Genomic DNA, 21,345 nt, shown 5'->3' on the forward strand with positions numbered 1-21,345 from the left:
ATTACTGCGCTGCGGTCATTTCTTCGCGGCGCAAGGAATAAACGTCGGTGGCTTTATCGAGATGCTCCTGATGGCTCGCCAGGCGCTTTGCAACAGCTGCATAGGTGGAATCAAGATCGGCCACGTCACTCGCGTTACCAGCGTATTCAGTGAATCCAGCCAGCAGCTCGTCAGGGGTGCGCTCATTGCGCGGGCGGTGCTGAGCCGCTGGCGCGTCCTGTTGCGGCGCTGTCTTGCCAATCAGGCTGTTCACGCTGCGGGCGTCGACGGCCGGCGGCGTGATATCGCGCTCAACGCGCGGGCGGCTCTCTTCCAGCTCGTCAGGGGTGTAAACACCGAGCAACACATCGGGCGCATGCAGACGAGCCCAGCGCTTCGTGCAGAGGTAGGCCAGCTGCTGGCGCGGATCTACTTCCCAGTTTGGCGAGTTGCGCACGCCAGCCTGCGCCATGCTGATAGTCAGCTCGCGCGGTTCGGTTTCGCCCTTGAGCGTTGCCCACACGGTTACGGTGAGGTTGGGGGATTTGTCTGTCTTACCGCTCACTTTCGACCAGTCGCCATCCCAGCGGTAATTCAAACGAGTAGCCAGCAGGCTGGATGACGAGACAACAGCGTTGACCAGCTGCGCCTCATAGCCCAGGGCGCCGTTAACGACGTGTGTTTTCTGCGCCACAGCAAACGGATTCATGCCCCACTGCGCCGCCTGCATTGTCACTGCCAGGCAGTCAGCAGGTTTACCAGCCAGATGCGCAGGCACGGTCGCCTTGCTCTGCGCCATCAGGTCAGCGAAGCGCACCAGTTGGTTGAGTCCTTCCGGGCTGAAAATCGCCGCAGCGGTGCCAACGGTGGCGCCAGGCTGCGCGGTTAAAGTGATATCGTTGCTCATGCGTACATGTCCTGTTTACGTGCCCATTCCGGGCGTTTAATGGTTTCAATACCGCCGACTTCGTCGCTGGTGCGGTACTGGTGATAAGCGGTCAGGTCGCGCCGGAACAGACGAAAACCTTCGTCTTTGTCGTAAGCATCCAGTTCGAATACACGAACCGGATAGCGGCCGCAGTCGATCGACTCGCTGACGGCGATGAAAAAGAAGCTGTGCGGCTCCCCGGTCGTCTGCTTTGCTCCCTCGCAATACATCGCGTCCTGCACGTGATATCGGAACTCGTCGATGTGTCGCGCGAATCGTGACATGTCACTGACCTTTTTCACGTCAGCCATCACGGGGAACTGCGCGAGACGCTTATCAGGGCGGATGCGGCAGAGCTCGCCGGTCTCTTCGTCGATCCAGTAGTGCGACGCTTCGCAATCGCCTTCCTGTTCAAGCAGCCACCGCGCCGCCGGGTGAGCAAACGCGCTATCGCGCATCAGCTGCAATTTCCGACCTTCTTCGGCGCTCATGACCGTCATTCCTTTTTCTGCTGCTTCCGCAAGGAAAACCTTTTCTTTGCTCTTTCCCAGGTCAGTGCGGCGGTTGAACTGCGGCGCTACAATGAAGCGTTTGTCGAATTCTTCCGGTTCCAACAGCAGGCAGTGCAGGGCGGTTCCCATATCCAGCGCCTGGAGCTTTTCGGTATCGACCGGCGCATTTTTCTGCCATGTCAGCAGTGCCGGGTTGATTGCGACCAGGTCGAGCTGCGACTTACTCACGCCGGGACCGGCGTGGTAAGCCTCGTTTGGGATGTCGCGGTAGATGCCCGGTTTCACGCTGCATCCCTCGCGCTGTCGATCTGGTCGGCGAGGTCGTAGCGGGCAATGACGCCGGTTAGCTGGCGAGTCATTGACGCGAGGATCTCTTCGTACTCCACGCTTTCCATTGCCAGGCCGATTACTTCAAGGCGGACGCCCATCTGCTCCATGCGTGAGCGGATAGCGCTGTCGATGTCGCTGGCCTTAACTGCTTCGTCCAGCTCGTCGTGACGCTCGTCGACCAGCTTGCTCATCTCGTAGCTGCTGTCGAACTGGGCCATGATTTTTTTAATACGACCAATCAGGGTGTATGACATTTCGCACCTCAGTAACGGATAGAAACGGCGGTTACTTTTTTCATGGCGATCGCCTTAATGCATTGCTCGGCAATATCGTCAGGAATCCCAGCGGCAACCAGATCAGCTTTAGCCTGGAGATTTACTGCGCCGCGATGCTCTTTGTCAGCCGCACGACGTGCTTCTTCATCACGTTTGCGTTGCTCTTCAGCGATCCTTGCGCGCTCTGCCTCTTCGGCTCGGCGGCGTTCGGCATCGATTGCTGCCTGCTTTTCAAGCTCGGCTCGCTCAGATGCTTCTTTCTTTTCTTGCTCGGCGCGATTCTGCGCTTCGATACGTTCACGCTCTGCACGCTCGGCAGCAGCTTTTGCTTCAGCTTCACGGCGTGCTGCCGCTTCGATTTCTGCCATAGCTTTCGCTTCTGCTTCACGTTTTGCCTGTTCAGCGGCATCACGTTTAATGGCCTCTTCACGCTCACGCTTTTCCTGCTCCATTTTCAGGCGCGCGTCTTCACGCTGACGGTCAAATTCCCTGTCCAGTAAGATGGCAATCTCGTGATCTGCCTCGACCTGTTTAGCCAGCACCTCTGCTGCTACACGAGCCTCTTCTTCAGCCTTAATTCGCGCCTGCTCTTCCTCCCATTCGGTAAGAGGCTTGCGAACCTCGTCGCGGATGCTGTCGCATTCAGAAACGAAGCGACGTAACTCAGCTTCAACAAGCTTTGGCTGCTCCTTAAGGTGACGAAGGTAATCACGACCAGGCTTTTCAACTGCTGTTTTGCTTCTGGAAACCGAAGCTGCAAGAGACGCAATGCGAGCACGACCTTTTGCTGTGCTAAGGTCAGGAACCTCGTTAACAGAAGCGCGAATCTGGCTAATGAATGCATCAAGACCGTTAGGTACGTAGATGACTGGTGCCTGTTCAGGCTTAACCTCAATAACTGTTAATTCAGACATTTATTGTTTCCCCGTTATGTTTTCGAAACCCGCTTTCACCATCTGCTCAAAGTTCATCGTGAAACCTTCACGCGGCTTGTCGACAGATACGAAACGCCATTCATAACCATTTGCCTGTCGGTAAACCCGGTACGGCCTGCCGTTCACATCTACCGTCGCCTCAGGCGCGCATTTCTCTTTCAACACTGCGGGCCTCCCTGGTTATGAATGCCCACTCGACCGCCTCGCGCAGCGTTCTGAATTTCCAGCTCATCAGCCCGGAAATCGTCACACAGTGCCAACCGTTTATGATTCTCCACTGCATTTCCGCACCTCAAATGTTTACCAAATTGGTAATACTTTTGGTTATAGGTAACCCGGAACGAGTCCGGTGATGGGTAATCAGAGAGTTTTTACCGCCTCAATGTTTACCTTTAAGGTAATACTGAACCGGTTTTAAAAGAGAGTCAATAGATAGTGAGAGAAAAAATTACCAAAACGGTAACTATTCTTCTTTGGGCCTGAACGGCTCTTGAGGATTTGGGCTGTGTGTAGTTGTGCTAACGCGGCGTTTTACGCCTGCTTATCGTTTTGGTTCTGAGACATCACGAAATCAATGAACGTGCGGATCTTGTCTTTTTCCTGCTGCGGCAGCGCCGCGTACAGTTTGTGGTCGTAACTGATAAGGCCCGGCGCTTCCGGCGGCAGGATCATTTCATACGCCTGGCGCCCGAACGACTCTGCAATCGCTGCCAGATTATTGACGGAGATGCTGCTCTCGTTTCGCAGCAGGCGGTTAATTGTTGCCTGGCTGACGCCGGAAGCAGCCGCCACTTTCTGCTGAGAAAGCCCGTCAGCATCCATCCACTTTTTGAGGATGCTCGCGGCCAGCTCGCTGGTGTTTGTCGGGCCTGTGTCGCTTTCCTGGTTTTCCAGCATATTAGCCAGCTGGTGATCGACGTCCAGCCAGTGGGATTCAACGCGCGCGGCTTCTTCAATGCGTCGGGCGACCTTATCGCCGATATTCTTCGCGCCGCTCTCCCACCGGGACACCAGGTTCTGCTGAATCTCCAGCCGCTCGGCCAGGCGGATCTGCTTGCCGTCGAAATAACGCCGCAGAATTTCCTTTAAATTTTCTCGCCGTATCTCATGAATACTTTTCATTTCTATTAAATTATCTCTTTTTTGGATTGTTAACTTATTAAATTAAAAGAGATATTACCAAAAAGGTAAATGCACCAAAAAGGTAATAATGTTTGATTTTTACACCCAAAAGGTAATAATCTTGAGGTAAATAGATACTGTGAGAAAAAAATTTATGGCAATCGAGCAGAAATTTGATTTCAAGAAACACTGGCTGAGCCTGGACCAGGCGGGCCGGGAGGCGTTCGCTCTGGATGCCGGGACGACAGCCGGGTACATCGCTGCGCACTACTGCGGGCGCCGTAAGACGCCGACTAAGGCACGGATGGAAAAGCTTTTTAAAGCGTGCAAGCAGCGCGGTTGGCTGACAAGTAAAAACGACCTGGTCCAGTTCTTCTACAGCTGACTATCCCACCACAAACGCAAAGAGGCTGCCTTATGGCGGCCTTTTTTATGCGGCAAATACCATAAAGGTAATATTTATCCGTTTACGGTTGATCTTTTCGTGTGCTCAGGCAAAATTACCAAAGATAAATAACAAAGAGGGCGACGAAATGGAGCGTATCACCCAGGCGGAAGCACTGGATAAAGGTCTTACTCGCTTCTACACCGGCCGGAAATGCATCCACGGCCATTACAGCGAGCGCTACACCATCAGCGGCGAGTGCGTGCAGTGCAACAATGAGCGGGCTAAACGCGCAGCTCAGGCGCGCTCACAGAAGCTTAAAGCCGCCCGAAAGGCACGGGAGGCAGCATGATTCCCGCCGCGTATTACAACGAAATTGATCCGTATGCAGCACAGTGGCTGCGCAACCTGATAGCCGCCGGCCATATCGCGCCGGGCGACGTTGACGAAAGGAGCATTGAAGATGTCACACCTGACGACCTGCGAGGATTCACGCAGTGCCATTTCTTCGCCGGTATCGGCGTCTGGTCTCATTCCCTCCGCCTCGCAGAATGGCCTGACGATAAGCCAGTATGGACAGGATCCTGCCCGTGCCAGCCTTTCAGCGCGGCAGGCAAAGGCGATGGGTTTGCTGACGAGCGGCACCTTTGGCCCGCATTCTTCCACCTCATTAGCCAGTGCAAACCTCAGCATGTCTTTGGCGAACAGGTTGCAGCAGGTAACGCAAACGCATGGTTCGACCTTGTTCAATCAGACCTGGAAGGAATGGACTACGCCTTTGGGCTTACGCCGTTTACGTCAGCGAGCATCGGTGCGCCGCACATCAGAGAGCGCGCTTTCTGGGTGGCCAACTCCAACAGCAGCCTCTGTGACAGGCGCTGGAGCGACCGGCAGACAAGGTGGCCTGAACATCCAGACTGCGGTTACGTTGGCTGGCTGGCAGACGCCAGTAGCGAACGACGCGACCGGCTCGACCCATTGCTACAGCGGGAAGAATCAGGACGGATCGCCGAAAGTCTGCCTGAAACTACCGGACTCGGTTCTTCTTGCGGGTTGGCCAACTCCCCAAGTGAGCAACATAACCAACGCAACAACAGTGCAGATGAGCGGAGATGGTCGAGAAACCCCGAACAAAATCGGATGGGCGGCGAGTCTGTGCGGGCCCTTGAGGTTAACGGTTTTTGGCGAGATGCGGACTGGCTCTTATGTCGAGATGGCAAATGGCGTCCAGTTGAACCCGGCACATTCCCGCTGGTTGATGGGGCTGCCGCACGCATGGGACGAGTGCAGCCCGCACTGGCAAGAATGGCAAGCCGCAACAGGCGAGGTCGCCTGAAGGGCTACGGCAACGCCATAAACGCGCAAGCCGCTGCTGAATTTATTCGTGCTTACATGGGGGTAGCAAATGGCGCGCATCCGCACAATTAAGCCAGAGTTCTGGACTGATGAGGATCTGTCAGAGGTGTCAGAAGCAGCCTGTCTGCTGGCTATCGGGCTTCTCAATTACGCCGACGATGAAGGCTATTTCAACGCAAATCCGAAGCTGGTTAAGGCTGCTGTTTTCCCGATACGGGAGCAGTCCGGTAGCATTCCGGTACTGCTACAGGAGCTTTCCAGCGTGGGTTATATCAGTCTTTTTTCAGGTGCAGACGGGAAGATCTACGGGCTTGTGAATAACTTTCTCAAGCATCAGGTTATAAACAAGGCAAAGAAGAGTGTAATCAAGGATTTATGCACTATACCGTATGAGTACGGTAGTAGTACGGTACAGCTACCGCCTGGAATGGAAAGGAATGGAAAGGAACAGGGAAAGGAAAACCCCCATATAGCGCGCGAAGAATTTTCAGCTGTGGATAACTTTCAAGGAAAAACCACATCGCAAGAGCCAGACCCCGGCGCCGGAAACTTTGTGATGGATGGCTACGTGCCACCAGGCGGATCGGGGCAGATGGGTAAATTCGCGATATCGCCGGACTGGAAGCCAGACCCCGATTTCAGGAAGCAGGCCGCGATATGGGGAATCCCGCTGACGAAAGAGGTAACTTCCCAGGAGCTGGCATCGTTCATCGACTACTGGCAGGCAGAGGGGAAGGCGTTCCACCACACCCAATGGCAGCAGAAGCTGGCGCGCAGTGTGCAGCAGAGCCGGAACCGAGTTAACGGCAGGGCCGGGAGAGACGTTAACGCGATACCAGAGCCGGAAGACGAGATCCCTCCAGGCTTCAGGGGATGATTTTTGTTGCGTGATATGTTTACCAGAATGGTAATTTTATTTATCTGTATCGCTTGAAATCTATTCGTAAAAGTATCAGTATTACCTTTAAGGTAAAGGCTCAAGGAAACCAACATGGGCGTGATTATCGGGATTGACCCCGGCTGTAGCGGGGCGCTTGTGGCTGTAGACGAAACCGGCGAATACGTGGCGCACCTGAACATGCCGACCATCAAAGTCGGCAGTAAGGCGAGGGTTAACGGCGCGCAGCTGGCGGCCTGGCTTCAGTCGTGGAGCATCAGCCATGCGTATCTGGAGCAGGTCGGCGCCATGCCGGGGCAGGGAACCGCGAGCATGTTCACGTTCGGGCATGCAGCAGGCATCGCCGAAGGGATTCTGCAGGGGGCTCACATCCCCTACACGCTTGTGACGCCGCAGGCGTGGAAAAAGGCCGCTGGCCTCATCGGCAGCGACAAAGACGCTGCGCGGAGCCGGGCAATTCAGCTGTACCCGGCACTCCGCGCGCTGGATGCAAAAGCCAAAGGGCAGGCCATCGCCGACGCGCTGCTGATCGCACGACACGGCTTAATGCTTAAGTCCTGATTTGTCAGATGATTAAAAAATCAATACGGGTGAATTATGCACAGTGAAAACAATGAGTTAGTGAAGGCGGGTCATGAGCTGGCGAAGTGCCTCGACAGCAATACGCCGCTGCTGGATATCGCGAAGCTGCTGAGCAAGATGGCGACTCAACTGGACGTGACCACCGCGGCGCTGCGCGAAAAGACGAAGCAGTGCGATGAACTGGCTAATAAACTTAACGCCGTTGAAGCCATTCACAACGACGCCGTATTCATTACTGATGAGCATTACGACCAATGCCCTCCGGAAGTGCAGAAAATCATCAGTAAACTTGCGGTCATGGTTCTTCCAGCCACTGACGCATTCCTGCGCGAAGTGCGGGCCAGCGCTGTTGATGCTGCTTGCCTGAAAATTAGCAATTCAATCGTAAGTTGCCGTCAAGACGAAATGATAGGACTTGATGAGGCAGTAAATATTGCCAGCGATTACGCAGCCGAGCTGCGTCAAGGCGGTGCCGAATGAACACAGCAAAACTGAAAGCGGTGCCGCGACATTCTGTAGACGGCTATGGACGTCAGGATATTTCCTACAACGACCCGGAAGGGGAATTTGTTTTTTACAGCGATTATGAAGCGCTGAAAGATGCGCTGGAAGCCGCGCATAAGCGCATCGCTGAGCTGGAGGCTCGTGAGCGACATAACGAGCGCCAACGCGTTATCGATGGCCTGGCTGCTGCTGGCGAGCCGTGGGAAGAAATTCAGGAATACATGAAAGCCTGGGACGAGGCTCGCGCCGCGGGCATCAATCTTGAGACAGGGGGTGAAGCGTGAGCGAAATAAGCAATGAAAAGATTCAGTGGCTGCATGACGCCGCGACGGAGTTTGCCAGCACTGGCATGAAAATGACCATGAACCCGGATGAGGTTCTGCAACTCACAACCCCACTGCTGGCGCTGCGGGAGCGGGCGGAGCCTGTTTATCAGGTGCAGGCCATGGACTGGCACGACGTTGAAAAATACCTCTACGATGAAGCGCTAGATCGCGGTATCAGATGCCGAGTGCTCTACACCGCACCGCCCGCGCCGGTTGTGACTGAGTGGATAGCGTGCAGCGAGCGGTTACCTGAAGTTGGTGACATAGTTTTAACCGCAGATAATGGGTGTGTGAATGTTGGCGAAATGGAGCGCTCAGGAGCCAGTTACGGATACTTCACATCAGTCGTTTCTGGGCGCGAGCTTCCTGCTACCCACTGGATGCCGCTGCCGGAAGCGCCGGGCAAGGAGGGGTGATGGCTAAATCCGCAGCAGAGCGCAAAGCAGCGCAGCGCGCCCGCCAGGCTGCCGCTGGTGGACGCAAACTGGAGCTGGTGCTGGACCAGCAGGAGCTCGACATGGTGGCGCGTAACTGCGCCGCCCGTCGACCAGGTAAAGAGCCGTATGAGCTCAACGAATACATCACGATGCTGATACGTCAGGATGACGCCCGGTTGCAGGAGCAAATCGCGGAAATGCAGGCACGCAGTTGTGGGAAATGCGGCGACGAGCTGCCGGTCGACAGTTGCCCGTGCCAGGGTGATTCTCAGTGCTGGACTACCGCCGGATGGCATGAGCTTAAATTAACCGTGTGACATGTCACGATATCGAACCGGAAACGAATTAACCGCCTCTACGGCGGTTTCTTTTTGTGTGATAGTATTACCATTATGGTAATGTTTTTGAGGTTGATATCATGGCCGAAGGCGCGGGAAAGCGAAAATCCACCAAATTTAAACCGTTAACGGATATGCAGGAACGCTACTGCCAGGAATACGTGAAAACGCCGGACGCGCAGGGCCAGGCCGCAAAGCGCGCCGGGTTCTCTTCGTATGACAACGCCGCCATGCGCATGATGAAAGACGACCGTATCCGCGATCGCATCGCCGAGCTGATGGAAGAGCGCAACAGGCGGCTGCGCGTCAGCGCCGATTATGTGCTGATTCGCCTGGTGGAAATCGACCAGATGGATGTGCTGGATATCCTGAACGATGACGGCGGGATGAAGCCGATCGCTGAATGGCCGAAGGTCTGGCGTACCTCTCTCAGTGCTATGGATATCGCTACCATTAAGACGACCCAGGCTTCTCTGCAAAAAGAGAATGGCGAGGCGGATCTCTCTGTTGAGGATGTCGAGCATATCCTGAAGAAGGTGAAATGGCCCGACAAGGTGAAAAACCTCGAGCTCATCGGTAAGCACGTCGACGTTAACGCGTTCAAAGAAGTCCATGAGCACAACGTGAACCTGTCGCTGGCTGACCAGATGGCGAAAGCCCGCCAGCGCGCCGCGAACAGCAAGAATGGCGCGAAGAAGGTGAAAGCCGATGAGTGATGCCGTCGATATCCAGTCGCAGCTGGTGGAAGATATCGCCAGCTTCACGCACGATCCGCTCGGGTATGCGCTCTACGCGTTTCCGTGGGGTGAGCCAGGCTCAGAGTTGGAAGATTCAGAAGGGCCGCGCGACTGGCAGGCGGAAGCGTTCGACGAGATAGGCCGGCACCTCTCCGACCCGGCGACGCGCTTCGAGCCGCTCATGCTTGCCCGCGCGTCCGGCCACGGTATCGGCAAATCTGCGTTCATCTCAATGCTGATCAAGTGGGGCATGGACACCTGCGAAGACTGCAAAATCGTGGTGACGGCCAACACCGAGAACCAGCTGCGCACAAAGACCTGGCCGGAAATCGCCAAGTGGCAGCGACTCAGCATCACCCGAGACTGGTTCACCGCCACCGCCACCGCGATTTACTCCAACGACCCGAACCACACTAAAGCCTGGCGCGCCGACGCTATCCCGTGGAGCGAGAACAACACCGAGGCGTTCGCGGGCCTGCACAACAAGGGCAAGCGGATCATCCTGGTATTTGATGAAGCCTCCAATATCGCGGATCTGGTGTGGGAAGTAGCAGAAGGCGCGCTGACGGACGAAGGCACCGAAATTATCTGGGTGGCTTTCGGTAACCCGACGCGAAACACCGGGCGATTCCGCGAATGTTTCCGAAAATACCGGCACCGCTGGAAGTGCAAGCAGATCGACTCCCGCACCGTCGAAGGCACCAACAAATCGCAGATCGAGAAGTGGGCCGCCGACTACGGCGAAGACAGTGACTTCTTCAAAGTGCGCGTGCGCGGCATCTTTCCGGACGCATCAGAAACGCAGTTCATCCCGACCGGCATGACAGAAGAGGCGCTGACGCGAATCGTCACCGAGGCGCAGGTGGCGCACGCACCGGTTATTCTTGGCGTCGACCCGGCATACTCCGGAGCTGACGACGCGGTTATCTATCTGCGACAGGGGCTGCACAGCAAGCTGCTCTGGCGCGGCAGTAAGACCACCGACGATCTGATTATGGCGAAGCGTATCGCCGACTTTGAGGACCAGTATCGCGCCGACGCCGTGTTTATCGACTTTGGCTACGGCACCGGCCTTAAGTCTATTGGCGACGGCTGGGGGCGCGCGTGGACGCTGATCCCATTCGGCGGCAAGTCAACTGACCCGCAGATGCTGAATAAGCGCGGCGAGATGTACAACAACGTTAAGACCTGGCTGAAATTGGGCGGCGCGCTGGATGAACGCGAGACGGCGGAGGATTTGTCAGCCGTTGAGTACAAGGTGCGCGTCGACGGCAAGATTGTGCTAGAGCCAAAAGAGGATATCAAAGAGCGCCTCGGCCGCTCGCCTGGCTGCGGCGACGCTCTGGCGCTGACGTTCGCATTCCCGGTTTCAAAGCGGATGAATCTGCCCGGCCATCAGCAGGGCAGAACCATCAGCGACTATGACCCGTATGCATAAAAAAATGCCCGCACGGGGCGGGCTAACTGGAAGCAATGAGGGTTGGCTTGTTACAGCGGGAAACCATCGCGATGGCGTCCTGGTGTAAAAAGGGCGGTGGTCAGTAAGGACTATCACAACTGCCACCGCCAACGACTACACACAGCTTGCTACGGGATATCACGGTCCTGAGGCGTGATTGGGTTGTGGTGGCCGGCTCCGGCTTTCCTTCACCTGGCGAGGTAAGGTGACTGTCATCATCAGCGCATCAGCCTGCGCATTCACCACAACGGAAAGAGCACTGAGCATAGTCGTTAACCGGGCCGCGACTGTCTGCTAACCTGCCCCACAGCAATGCTCTTACCTGTTGTGTGCCGGTTACGCGTCCGGCGTCTTGCGACCGCAATTTAGGTGGTATCGGGTGATGAGTCCGACATTAATGACCGAATGTACCTGGCAACAATTTGATTGTGGTGCCGGGTCTTTCCGGCATACTCCGCATTTATAGCGGCTGGATTACTCCCACACCCACAACGGAAAGAACACTGACGGTGGGAGTTGAACCCACTTCGGCATGTTGTTGCTGCCCGCCTTTCCACTCGACTCTCGTCAATGCTCTTACCTGTTGTAGCCCCGTCTATTCCGGGGTGTCACACCGTACCGCCAGGATGGTGAGCCCCCTGTTCGTGCAGATGGCTTGCACATTCCGGCTACCCGCTACGGCGCAAAATCAAGGACCGCCCGGACCGCTGCGGCGCATGTGCCAGACGCCGTAATCAAACATCGCTAACCGTTACATACAAACCTCCGCTTTCGGGTTGTACATGGCAATGATGTTTACCAAAAAGGTAATAATTAACGGGCTTAATGTCAATACACTACATACAATAATTCTTATGTGGTTAAATTGGTAATAATTTAACTGGCATCATGAGGTCGTGAAATGTGCATTGGCAGCAAACCTTCCATTCCTAAAGCGGCTCCGGTTGTTCAGGCTGCACCGCAGGAGCAGGACCAGGCCGTTGTTGACGCTCGCGACGAAGAGACTCGCCGCCGCCGCGCCGCCGCCGGTCGCAACTCAACCATGCTGACTGGTGCGCAGGGCGACACCTCCGCCGCGTCTACCAGCGGCAAAACGCTGCTCGGTCAATAACGGAGCGCCGGTAGATGCCAATGAAGAACGAAACCCTGAAAGAGCAACTGACGAAGCAGCTCGCGCAGCTGGAGCAGGAGCGCAAAACTTTCGAACCTCACTGGCGCGAACTGAGCGATTTCATTATCCCGCGCGGATCCCGCTTCCTGACCAGCGAAGCTAACCGCGGCGACCGCCGCAATACCAAAATCGTTGATCCGACGGCAACGATGGCAAACCGCACGCTCTCAAGCGGCATGATGTCGGGCATCACCAGCCCGGCCCGCCCGTGGTTCAAGCTGGCGACACCAGATCCGGAAATGATGGATTATGGCCCGGTCAAGCTGTGGCTGGAGACGGTGCAGAACCGCATGAACGACATGTTCAATAAGTCGAACCTGTACCAGTCGTTGCCGATCATTTACTCAAGCCTGGGAACATTCGGCACCGGCGCGCTCGCCGTGCTTGAAGATGACGAAGACGTTATTCGCACGATGCCGTTCCCGGTTGGCAGCTACTACATCGCAAACAGCCCGCGCCTCAGCGTCGATACCTGCTTCCGTAAATTTTCCATGACCGTGCGCCAGCTGGTGCGCGAGTTTGGCCTGAATAACGTCAGCAGCAGCACCAAAAGCGCCTTTGAGAACGGCACCTATGAAAAGTGGGTTGATGTGGTGCATGCCGTATACCCGAACATGAACCGAGAAACGGGCAAGATGAATGCCAAAAACAAGGCGTTCCGCTCCGTATATTTCGAGGTTGGCGGCGATAACGATAAAGTGCTGCGTGAATCCGGCTATGACGAATTCCCTGTCATGGCACCGCGCTGGGAAGTCAACGGCGAGGACGTTTACGGCTCATCCTGTCCTGGCATGATTGCGCTCGGGCAGGTTAAAGCGTTGCAGCTCGAACAGCGCCGCAAAGCGCAGCAGATCGACAAGCAAACCAACCCGCCGATGATTGGCCCGACTTCTCTGAAAACCCAACGCGTTTCCCTGTTGCCTGGCGATATCACTTATGTCGACCAGGTGACGGGGGCCGAAGGTCTGCGCCCGGCGTACATGGTTAACCCAAACCTGGGCGATCTGCTGGGCGACATTCAGGACACGCGCCAGCTCATCAATAGCGCCTATTTCGTCGATCTCTTCATGATGCTCCAGAACGTCAACACCCGCTCAATGCCGGTTGAAGCGGTTATCGAGATGAAAGAAGAGAAGCTGCTGATGCTCGGCCCGGTGCTGGAACGCCTCAACGATGAGTTTCTTGACCCTCTGATTGACCGCGCTTTCTCCATGATGGCACGCAAGAACATGCTGCCGCCGCCGCCAGACGTGATGCAGGGGATGCCGCTGCGCATCGAATACATCTCTGTGATGGCCCAGGCACAGAAAGCGATCGGGCTCAGTAGCCTGGAACGTTTCGTCGGTTTCGTTGGCAATCTCGCAAGCGCCAAGCCGGAAGCACTGGACAAGCTCGACGTCGACCAGGCAATCGACAACTACGCCGTCATGTCTGGCGTATCACCGACCGTTGTCGTCCCGCAGGAACAGGCGCAGCAGACCCGCAACGACCGCGCGCAGCAGCAACAGCAGGCTATGGCGCTGCAAACCGGCATGGCGGCAGTGCAGGGCGCTAAAACCCTGAGCGAAGCCAAAACCGCCGATCCGAATCTTCTCACGGCTCTGGCCAGTGCAGTCGGAGGCCAGCAGCAATGACTGATGCATACGACATCTACGCAGAAGACCAGCCGACAGCTGAGCAAATCGCCCAGCAGAAAATCCGCGAAGAACGAGACGCCGATGATATCCGTGCCGTGATGGACACCGAGTCAGGCCGCCGCGTCATCTGGCGCGTGCTCTCTCAAGGCAAGCCGTTTTCGACGACGTTCGCTGGTGATCCATACGTAACCGCATTTAACGAAGGGCAGAGAAACATGGCAGTCGTGCTGATGACGCACGTCATGACCTGCTGCCCGGAATTGTATCTGAAGATGGCCGACGAGGCCGCCAAACAGGAGTGACCATGAATCTGTTTCAACGTCTCTTATTTCGTCGCCTTTGCAATGAGCAGCCTGCCGACGGCGGCGCTGGCGGCGGTGGCGCACCATCTGATGCCGCTGGCGCAACTGCAACCGATCAGAGTCAGGGCAATGCAGAACAGCAGCCTGGCGCGCAGGCAGAAGACCAGTCTCAGGATCCGGCAGAACAGAAAACCGATGACGGCGCAGAGCAGCCGAAAAAGGACGAAGAGAAGCCGGGCGAAAAGAAAGACGAAACCAAAAAGCCGGAAGGCGCGCCGGAAAAATATGAGCTGACTGCGGGCGAGGGCGTCGAGCTGGATGCTGCGGCGGTGAAAGAGTTTGAGCCGATCGCGCGTGAGCTGAACCTCAGCAACGAGCAGGCGCAGAAGCTGGTGGACGTTTATGCCTCAAAAATCCTGCCGCTGGTTAATCAGCAGCAGCTCGCTGCCTGGCAGAAGCAGGGCGAAGAGTGGCAGGCGGCCATTAAGGCCGACAAAGAAATCGGCGGCGACAAGCTGACGTCCAGCATCAGCGCTGCGCAGCGCGCGATCGACCAGTTCGGCACTCCCGAGCTGAAAGAATACCTGGAAGCGTCCGGGCTCGGGAATAACCCCGCGCTGGTGCGTTTCTGCGTACAGGTCGGTAAAGCCATGTCGGAAGACAACATGGTTACCGGCGGAAATCAAGGCCAGCGTAGTGCGGCCGAAGTGCTCTATGGCAAATAAGAGAGGAAACAACCATGGCTGTTAAAGGCTTAAATGCGCTGACGCTGGCGGACTCTGGGGTAAGCGCGTAGATAACGGCGGGAAGACCGATACGATTATCGAACTTCTCTCCCAGACCAACCCGATCCTGGAAGATATGCCGTTCGTAGAAAGTAACTCTCCGACCGGTCACCGCACCACTATTCGCACCGGCTTGCCGGATGCTTACTGGCGCATGATTAACTCCGGTGTGCCGAAGGGTAAATCCACCACGGTTCAGATCACCGATACCATGGGGATGCTCGAAACTTACGCCGAAATCGACAAGTCCCTCGCCGATCTGAACGGCAACACCGCTGAATTCCGCCTGTCGGAAGACCGCGCCTTTCTGGAGGGCATGAACCAGAAAATGGCGCAGACGCTTTTCTACGGCGATACCAGCATCAACCCGCAGCAGTTCATGGGCCTGGCTCCGCGTTATTCCAGCAAATCCGCAGGCAACGGTCAGAACATTATCGATGCTGGCGGCACCGGCACCGACAACACCTCTATCTGGCTGGTGGTGTGGGGCGAAAACACCGTTCATGGCATTTTCCCGAAAGGGCAGAAGGCTGGTTTGTTTATGGAGGACAAGGGCCAGCAGACTCTTCAGGATGCTAACGGAGGCTCCTATGAAGGCTATCGTACCCATTACAAGTGGGATGCTGGCCTGACGCTGCGCGACTGGCGCTACGTTGTTCGCATCGCGAATATCGACGTGAGCGACCTGTCCGTACCTGGCTCAGCCGCCAACATCGTTAACCTGATGATCCGCGCGCTGCACCGCATTCCTAACCGTGGCATGGGTAAGCCGGTGTTCTATATGAACCGCACCGTTGCTCAGGCTCTCGACACTCAGTCTCTGGACAAGGCCTCTCTGGCTCTGTCCGTCAAAGAGACCGAGGGTGAGTGGTGGACCGCTTTCCGCGGCGTGCCGATTCGTGAAACCGACGCGATTCTTGAAACCGAATCCCGCGTTGTTTAACGCCTGTCATTAACCGGCGGGCCGCGCGCCCGCCAGAAGGAGATAAAGAGATGATCCTCGACAAACTGTTGATGTTCTCCGAAGCGCAGGCGGTTACCGCGTCGGCAGCTTCCACTGATGTGATCGACCTCGGCCCGATTGACGGCACCCGCCGCGATATCGGTGTCGGTGAACCGCTGGAGTGGTTCGTTACCGTCAACACCACGGCGACCGCTGCAGGTGCTGCAACGGTCAACGTTAACCTGCAAACCAGCACGGATAACTCCACCTGGACGACTATCGCGAGCTCTGGCGATCTGGCTCTGGCCGCGTTGACCGCTGGCAAGCGCATCGTCTCGCAGAAGGTGCCGCAGGGCGTGCAGCGTTACTTGCGCCTGAACTACACCGTAGGAACCGGGCCGCTTACTGCTGGCGCATTCACCTCCGGCATCAACCTCGACGTAGACGGTAACAACACCTACTACGCCACCCGCTCACGAATCACTGGTTGAGGGTTAGAAGATGGCACAGGAAAAAGCGAAGTACCGCATTCTGCGTCTGTCCTTTATCGGCAATCAGCTGCTGGATGAAGGCGCGGAAATTGAATATGACGGCGAGCCGGGCAGCGCGCTGGAGCCGCTGAACGACGCAGCAAAAGCTGCGAAGAAAAAAGCCGAGCAGAAGGCCGAACAGAAACGCGGTAAATCCACCTCTGCTGACGGCCCGGCGCCGGTCGCCAGTGTTCTGAACCCTGTTGTGCAAAACCCCGAAGGCCCGGTCGCTGGTGGTAATGGCGAAGGCGGTGAAGACGGTGATGGTGATGATGCCACTGGTGCTGTCAGTGGCGATCTCGCCGCGCTGCGCCAGCAATACGAAGATCTGTTCAACGAGAAGCCCGGCAATATGAAGGCTGAGACGTTGCAGGATCGCATTGCTAAAAAACGCGCCGAATTGGGCCTTTAAGCCCCAGTAAAAACAAGGGGCTTCGGCCCCTTTATTGCAGGAGTGGGTTATGGATCTGGTAAATCTCAAAAACGGCACCGACACCTATCAGGACGAAAGCGGCGAAACCAAAACCCGCGATGATTATCCGTGGGGTCTGCGCATCAACCTTGATAATGAAACACTGAAAAAGCTCGGCGTAAGCATGCCCGCCGTCGGTTCGGAAGTGATGATTACCGCGCGTGCGGTCGTTAAGGGCACATCAGTGCGCGATGACGGTGATGAAAAGTATCAGAACGCTGACGTTCAGATCACTGATATGGCAATCGCACCGGCTCAGGCTGAACAGCAGAAGTCGGCCGCTGACACGCTCTACGGCGGGGGTGAATAATGGCTTCGGTGGTCGAAATCTGCAATCTGGCACTGAGCAATATCGGCAGTAGCCGCAGCATCAACAGCCTCGATGAAAAGAGCAAAGAGGCTGATGTGTGCAACCTCCATTTCGAAGCGTGCCGCGATGCTGTCCTGGCAGACGCCGAATGGAATTTCGCCACCAAGCGCGTCGCGTTGGCCGACACTGGCATTGCGCCTCCTGACTGGACATATGCCTATGCCTATCCCACTGACTGCCTGCGAATCATTGAAATCATGGTGCCGGGCGTGCGCTATCCGACTGCTGCCATGCGCATCAATTACGAGACCGGCGTTAACGACGCTGGCACAGGCAAGCTTATCTTCACCGATCAACAGGAAGCGCGCCTGAAGTATGTTGCGCGCATCACTGATGTGAACATATTCGATCCGCTTTTCCAGAATGCTCTTGCCTGGCGGCTGGCTGCCGCCATCAATATGCCTGTGACCGGCACCGCAGACCTGACGCGTTTCTGCCTTCAGATGTACCAGAGCGTAATCCTCAGCGCCGGCTCTCACAGCATGAACGAAAGCCAGGAGCCACAGCCGCCAGATAGTGAGTTCACGACAGCGAGGTTGTCATAATGCCGATTAGCTGGATTCAGCCGAGCTTTGCTGGTGGAGAAATTGCGCCGTCTCTCTATGGCCGCATTGACATGGCTAAGTACCAGGTGGCGCTACGCCGGTGCAGTAACTTTATCGTGCGGCAGTATGGCGGGGTAGAAAACCGTCCCGGAACGCAGTTCATCGCCGCGGCAAAATATCCGAACAAAAAATGCCGACTAATCCCGTTCCAGTTTTCAACGGTACAAACTTATGCGCTTGAGTTCGGCGATAAATACATGCGAGTGTTCAAGGATGGCGGGCAGGTGCTGGTCAGCGGTACGAGCAATATCTACGAGCTGGTTACACCTTATGCGGAAGCAGACCTGTTCAGACTTAAGTTCACACAGTCAGCTGACGTTCTGACCATCGTTCATCCGAAATATCCGCCGATGGAGTTACGCCGTTACGCACACGATAACTGGCAAATCGTCGCTGTGCAGACTAAAAACGGCCCGTTTGAGGATATTAACGTTGACGAGGCTCAGAAGGTGTATGCCAGCGCTTCGACCGGAACCATAACGCTAACTGCCACATCCTCCATTTTTGGCTCTGAGCAGATTGGTAAGCTCTTTTATCTGGAGCAGCCAGCGGTTGACTCTGTTCCTGTGTGGGAGACGGGGAAAAAGGCTACAGCAGGTGGCATTATCCGGGCCGGTAGCAACTATTACAAAGCTTTGACGACTGGAACCACCGGCACACTGCGACCATCGCACACCGAGGGCGCAGCATGGGATGGATGGGGCGGCACTGCTGACACTGATACTGGTGTGCAATGGCAGTACCTGCATAGTGGCTTTGGGATAGCGCGCATTACCGCGGCGAGCGGCACTACGGCAACAGCAACAGTAATCTCGTACATTCCAGAGAATGTTGTCGGATCAGGGCGGCCGAGCTTCAAATGGGCCCGCTATGCCTGGAATGATGTGAATGGTTATCCCGGCACCGTCGTTTATTACCAGCAGCGCCTTTTTTTCGCGGCAAGCACCGCGTTTCCGCAAACCATCTGGGCCAGCCGGATAGGGGATTACAAAGACTTCGGCAAAAACAACCCTATCCAGGATGATGACCGCATCATTTACACATACGCTGGCCGGCAGGTGAATGAGATCCGCCACCTTATTGACGTCGGATCGCTGGTTGCGCTGACGTCCGGCGGAGAATACATCATCACCGGAGACCAGAACAAAACCCTGACGCCGAGCGCGTTCGCCTTTTCCTCACAGGGCTCAAACGGGTGCAGTAACCTGCCGCCGATTGCAGTTGCCAATATAGCGCTATTCGTGCAGGAGAAGGGCAGCGCCGTGCGCGATCTGGCCTATTCTTTCGACGTGGACGGATATCAGGGTAATGACCTGACAATCCTCGCAAACCATCTTTTCCAGAAGCACAGCATTGTGGACTGGTCCTTCAGCACTGTCCCTTATTCGACTGCCTGGTGCTGCCGCGATGACGGAATGCTGCTGGCGTTAACCTATCTCAAAGACCAGCAGGTTTTTGCCTGGGCGCCGCAGCCGACTGACGGCTCTTTCGAATCAACCTGCTCGATCAGTGAAAGCCAGGAGGATGCCGTTTATTTCGTGGTGCGCCGCGTTATAAACGGGGAGACGGTACGCTACATTGAGCGACTTGCCAGCAGGTTGTTCACCTCTATCGAGGACGCTTTTTTTGTCGACTGCGGCCTGAGTTATGACGGGCGTAACGCCTCGGCGGCTACGATAAAAATTACCGGTGGTAGTGATGATTGGGATTATCGGCAGGAATACACCTTAACCATGTCCGGTGGCCTTGGATTCACAGGTTCGGACGTCGGTGCACAAATCCAGATCCCTTACGTTGGGCAGGACGCAAACGGAAACCCGCAGGACATGGAGTTACGCTGTAACATTACCCAGCTTACAACCGCTAACGTCGTGAAAATATCTGCCAGCAGAAACATCCCCCCAGAGCTTCGAGATACTGCTGTCACTAACTGGCAGATGGCACGTCAGACCTTCTCCGGGCTTGGCCACCTTGAAGGGAAAACGGTAAGCATCCTTTCTGATGCCAACGTCGAACCTCAAAAGGTCGTAACTGGCGGGGCGGTAACTCTCGAATCCCCAGGCGCGGTGGTGCATATCGGCCTGCCTTATACCTCCCAGCTTGAAACCCTTGACGTCAACATCAACGGTCAGGAAACGTTGCTGGATAAAAAACAGCTAATCACCTCTGTTTCTCTGGTGGTGAATGCCAGCCGCGGGATATGGGCCAGTACGCCCGGCGGGCAGTTTTATGAATACCCACAGCGTGAGTTTGAGTTTTACGACGATCCGGTTGATGACGCTACCGGCAAGGTAACGCTGAAAGTAGACAGCACATGGGGGCTGAACGGACGCATTATTGTGCGCCAGCAAGACCCGTTGCCTCTGTCGGTTCTGGCTCTGATCCCGGCACTGGCTGTAGGGGGGCGAAATGCTTGATGTTCGTATAGTGCCAGCCGAGCAGCGCCACATCGAAGAGATGTTACCTCTCGTTCGGCAGGCAGATGTCAATGAGTTTATCGCTATTTCCGGCCAGTCGCCGCGCGAAGTGATGGAGCATGGCCTGCGAATTTCCACCTTCTGCTGCGCCGGGCTAATTAACGGAAAAGTGGTGACGATTTTCGGTGTGGCGCCAGCCTCTATCCTGAGTGGAAGGGGGATTCCGTGGCTTGTTGGCACGGACGATCTGCATAAATACCAGCGCACGTTTCTGAGACGTTGCCGTCACGTAGTCAATGCAATGCTGATGCCCTATCCGTATCTTGAGAACTATGTTGACGAGCGTAATCACGTGGCTAAAGCGTGGCTTAAATGGCTCGGTTTCCATCTCGAAGATTCGGTGCCATACGGCAAAGAGCAGCGGCCGTTCCATCGCTTTTACATGGAGAGAAAATAATGTGTAGCCCAGCTATCGCGCTGGCGGGCGCAAGCGTCGCGCTTGGCGGCCTGTCGGCGTACAACCAGTACCAGAACGGGAAATATCAATCTGCTGTTGCTGAGCAGAATGCAGACGTTGCAGAAGCCCAGGCGCAGGATTCGATAAACCGCGGCAATGCGCAGGCTGACGAAGTCAGACGCCGAAACCGCCAGGCCATGGGCACACAGGCGGCCACCTCAGCAGCGACCGGTGCAGACATCAGCACCGGCAATGCCCTTGATATCTTCGGCGATACGGCGCAATTCGGCGAACTAGATGCACTCACTACAGTGAATAATGCCCAGCGTGAGGCTTACGGTTTCAATGTGCAGGCGGAAAACTATCGTTCGGAAGCAAGCGCGGCTCGCAAGCAGGGCAGTATGGGCGCGCTTACTACGCTGCTTACCGCACCGCTGAATGCATACGGCGCTTATAAGATTGCTGGCGGAGCCTGGGCTCCGTTTACGCAAAGCAAGGCCGCGCCGATCACCGCCGCTGTCGGTACTCCAACAGGTCGATAAGGAGAGCGAAA

Annotated in this window: 27 protein-coding genes and 2 pseudogenes; 23 read left to right on the forward strand and 6 right to left on the reverse strand. The window is 55.9% G+C overall.

Going from position 1 to position 21,345, the window contains the following annotated elements:
* Window position 1: 1 nt before the first annotated feature.
* The 6 genes from CSK29544_RS14725 to CSK29544_RS14750 all read right to left on the reverse strand — a co-directional run bounded on the left by CSK29544_RS14725 (window position 2) and on the right by CSK29544_RS14750 (window position 4,081).
* The gene (locus CSK29544_RS14725; RefSeq protein ID WP_007901914.1) at window positions 2-886 is read right to left on the reverse strand and encodes a RecT family recombinase; all 885 of its coding nucleotides are present in this window, start codon (window positions 884-886) and stop codon (window positions 2-4) included.
* Window positions 883-1,704 carry a PD-(D/E)XK nuclease-like domain-containing protein gene (locus tag CSK29544_RS14730; RefSeq protein WP_007901921.1) on the reverse strand — a complete coding sequence of 274 codons (822 nt, stop codon included), beginning with the start codon at window positions 1,702-1,704 and terminating at the stop codon, window positions 883-885. Before CSK29544_RS14730 ends, CSK29544_RS14725 begins: the two co-directional genes overlap by 4 nt.
* A complete protein-coding gene (locus CSK29544_RS14735) occupies window positions 1,701-2,003 on the reverse strand; it encodes a hypothetical protein (protein ID WP_007901924.1) in 303 nt (100 codons plus the stop codon). Before CSK29544_RS14735 ends, CSK29544_RS14730 begins: the two co-directional genes overlap by 4 nt.
* Window positions 2,004-2,011: 8 nt before the next feature.
* On the reverse strand, window positions 2,012-2,938 hold the full coding sequence (locus tag CSK29544_RS14740; protein WP_029039392.1) for a coiled-coil domain-containing protein: 927 nt from the start codon (window positions 2,936-2,938) through the stop codon (window positions 2,012-2,014).
* Window positions 2,939-3,124, reverse strand: coding sequence for a hypothetical protein (locus CSK29544_RS14745; RefSeq protein ID WP_032976404.1), 186 nt, complete (start codon window positions 3,122-3,124; stop codon window positions 2,939-2,941).
* Between the two features lie 366 nt (window positions 3,125-3,490).
* Window positions 3,491-4,081, reverse strand: coding sequence for a helix-turn-helix transcriptional regulator (locus CSK29544_RS14750; RefSeq protein WP_007901935.1), 591 nt, complete (start codon window positions 4,079-4,081; stop codon window positions 3,491-3,493).
* A gap of 154 nt (window positions 4,082-4,235) precedes the next feature.
* Between CSK29544_RS14750 and CSK29544_RS14755 the strand changes: the two genes are divergently transcribed.
* From CSK29544_RS14755 to CSK29544_RS14865, 23 genes and pseudogenes are all read left to right on the forward strand, one after another.
* Window positions 4,236-4,466 carry a hypothetical protein gene (locus CSK29544_RS14755; RefSeq protein WP_007761568.1) on the forward strand — a complete coding sequence of 77 codons (231 nt, stop codon included), beginning with the start codon at window positions 4,236-4,238 and terminating at the stop codon, window positions 4,464-4,466.
* 148 nt (window positions 4,467-4,614) lie between these two features.
* Window positions 4,615-4,818, forward strand: coding sequence for a hypothetical protein (locus tag CSK29544_RS14760; protein WP_007901938.1), 204 nt, complete (start codon window positions 4,615-4,617; stop codon window positions 4,816-4,818).
* Window positions 4,815-5,894, forward strand: coding sequence for a DNA cytosine methyltransferase (locus CSK29544_RS14765; RefSeq protein ID WP_046623051.1), 1,080 nt, complete (start codon window positions 4,815-4,817; stop codon window positions 5,892-5,894). The genes CSK29544_RS14760 and CSK29544_RS14765 overlap by 4 nt, the downstream gene beginning before the upstream one ends.
* Window positions 5,895-6,417: 523 nt before the next feature.
* A pseudogene (locus CSK29544_RS24950) lies at window positions 6,418-6,699 on the forward strand (DnaT-like ssDNA-binding domain-containing protein); the annotation flags it as partial.
* A gap of 114 nt (window positions 6,700-6,813) precedes the next feature.
* Entirely contained in the window at window positions 6,814-7,281 is a 468-nt protein-coding gene (locus tag CSK29544_RS14775) for a crossover junction endodeoxyribonuclease RuvC (RefSeq protein WP_023898675.1), read from the forward strand.
* Window positions 7,282-7,317: 36 nt separating this feature from the next.
* The gene (locus tag CSK29544_RS14780) at window positions 7,318-7,782 is read left to right on the forward strand and encodes a hypothetical protein (protein WP_007896119.1); all 465 of its coding nucleotides are present in this window, start codon (window positions 7,318-7,320) and stop codon (window positions 7,780-7,782) included.
* Window positions 7,779-8,090 (forward strand): hypothetical protein, encoded by a 312-nt coding sequence (locus tag CSK29544_RS24700; RefSeq protein ID WP_007896118.1) that lies wholly within the window; start codon window positions 7,779-7,781, stop codon window positions 8,088-8,090. Before CSK29544_RS14780 ends, CSK29544_RS24700 begins: the two co-directional genes overlap by 4 nt.
* On the forward strand, window positions 8,087-8,548 hold the full coding sequence (locus CSK29544_RS23935; RefSeq protein ID WP_007896116.1) for a DUF551 domain-containing protein: 462 nt from the start codon (window positions 8,087-8,089) through the stop codon (window positions 8,546-8,548). Before CSK29544_RS24700 ends, CSK29544_RS23935 begins: the two co-directional genes overlap by 4 nt.
* Entirely contained in the window at window positions 8,548-8,886 is a 339-nt protein-coding gene (locus CSK29544_RS14795) for a hypothetical protein (protein WP_007896115.1), read from the forward strand. The genes CSK29544_RS23935 and CSK29544_RS14795 overlap by 1 nt, the downstream gene beginning before the upstream one ends.
* A gap of 101 nt (window positions 8,887-8,987) precedes the next feature.
* Window positions 8,988-9,623 (forward strand): terminase small subunit, encoded by a 636-nt coding sequence (locus tag CSK29544_RS14800; RefSeq protein ID WP_007896112.1) that lies wholly within the window; start codon window positions 8,988-8,990, stop codon window positions 9,621-9,623.
* Window positions 9,616-11,082: a hypothetical protein gene (locus tag CSK29544_RS14805; protein WP_007896111.1), complete on the forward strand. Its 1,467-nt coding sequence runs from the start codon at window positions 9,616-9,618 to the stop codon at window positions 11,080-11,082. Before CSK29544_RS14800 ends, CSK29544_RS14805 begins: the two co-directional genes overlap by 8 nt.
* A 922-nt stretch (window positions 11,083-12,004) precedes the next feature.
* Window positions 12,005-12,214, forward strand: a complete 210-nt coding sequence (locus tag CSK29544_RS14810; protein ID WP_007896108.1) for a hypothetical protein — start codon at window positions 12,005-12,007, stop codon at window positions 12,212-12,214.
* Between the two features lie 20 nt (window positions 12,215-12,234).
* The gene (locus CSK29544_RS14815) at window positions 12,235-13,908 is read left to right on the forward strand and encodes a portal protein (protein ID WP_029039608.1); all 1,674 of its coding nucleotides are present in this window, start codon (window positions 12,235-12,237) and stop codon (window positions 13,906-13,908) included.
* Window positions 13,905-14,213 (forward strand): Bbp19 family protein, encoded by a 309-nt coding sequence (locus CSK29544_RS14820; RefSeq protein WP_007896103.1) that lies wholly within the window; start codon window positions 13,905-13,907, stop codon window positions 14,211-14,213. Before CSK29544_RS14815 ends, CSK29544_RS14820 begins: the two co-directional genes overlap by 4 nt.
* Before the next feature lie 2 nt (window positions 14,214-14,215).
* Complete coding sequence (locus tag CSK29544_RS14825; RefSeq protein WP_029039607.1) at window positions 14,216-14,938, forward strand: peptidase; 723 nt, start codon at window positions 14,216-14,218, stop codon at window positions 14,936-14,938.
* 14 nt (window positions 14,939-14,952) lie between these two features.
* A pseudogene (locus tag CSK29544_RS14830) lies at window positions 14,953-15,941 on the forward strand (major capsid protein).
* A gap of 50 nt (window positions 15,942-15,991) precedes the next feature.
* Entirely contained in the window at window positions 15,992-16,432 is a 441-nt protein-coding gene (locus CSK29544_RS14835; RefSeq protein ID WP_007896097.1) for a Bbp16 family capsid cement protein, read from the forward strand.
* A gap of 10 nt (window positions 16,433-16,442) precedes the next feature.
* The gene (locus tag CSK29544_RS14840) at window positions 16,443-16,883 is read left to right on the forward strand and encodes a hypothetical protein (protein ID WP_029039606.1); all 441 of its coding nucleotides are present in this window, start codon (window positions 16,443-16,445) and stop codon (window positions 16,881-16,883) included.
* Between the two features lie 49 nt (window positions 16,884-16,932).
* Complete coding sequence (gene gp10, locus CSK29544_RS14845; RefSeq protein ID WP_007896091.1) at window positions 16,933-17,253, forward strand: capsid staple protein; 321 nt, start codon at window positions 16,933-16,935, stop codon at window positions 17,251-17,253.
* The gene (locus CSK29544_RS14850) at window positions 17,253-17,858 is read left to right on the forward strand and encodes a phage connector family protein (RefSeq protein ID WP_007896089.1); all 606 of its coding nucleotides are present in this window, start codon (window positions 17,253-17,255) and stop codon (window positions 17,856-17,858) included. Before gp10 ends, CSK29544_RS14850 begins: the two co-directional genes overlap by 1 nt.
* Window positions 17,858-20,335: a phage tail protein gene (locus CSK29544_RS14855; RefSeq protein ID WP_029039605.1), complete on the forward strand. Its 2,478-nt coding sequence runs from the start codon at window positions 17,858-17,860 to the stop codon at window positions 20,333-20,335. Before CSK29544_RS14850 ends, CSK29544_RS14855 begins: the two co-directional genes overlap by 1 nt.
* Window positions 20,328-20,792 carry a hypothetical protein gene (locus CSK29544_RS14860; RefSeq protein WP_029039604.1) on the forward strand — a complete coding sequence of 155 codons (465 nt, stop codon included), beginning with the start codon at window positions 20,328-20,330 and terminating at the stop codon, window positions 20,790-20,792. Before CSK29544_RS14855 ends, CSK29544_RS14860 begins: the two co-directional genes overlap by 8 nt.
* A complete protein-coding gene (locus CSK29544_RS14865; protein WP_007896084.1) occupies window positions 20,792-21,334 on the forward strand; it encodes a virion core protein, T7 gp14 family in 543 nt (180 codons plus the stop codon). Before CSK29544_RS14860 ends, CSK29544_RS14865 begins: the two co-directional genes overlap by 1 nt.
* Window positions 21,335-21,345 lie beyond the last annotated feature (11 nt).

Origin of the sequence: Cronobacter sakazakii, assembly GCF_000982825.1 — a bacterium.
In the GTDB taxonomy this organism is placed as follows: Bacteria; Pseudomonadota; Gammaproteobacteria; order Enterobacterales; family Enterobacteriaceae; genus Cronobacter; species Cronobacter sakazakii.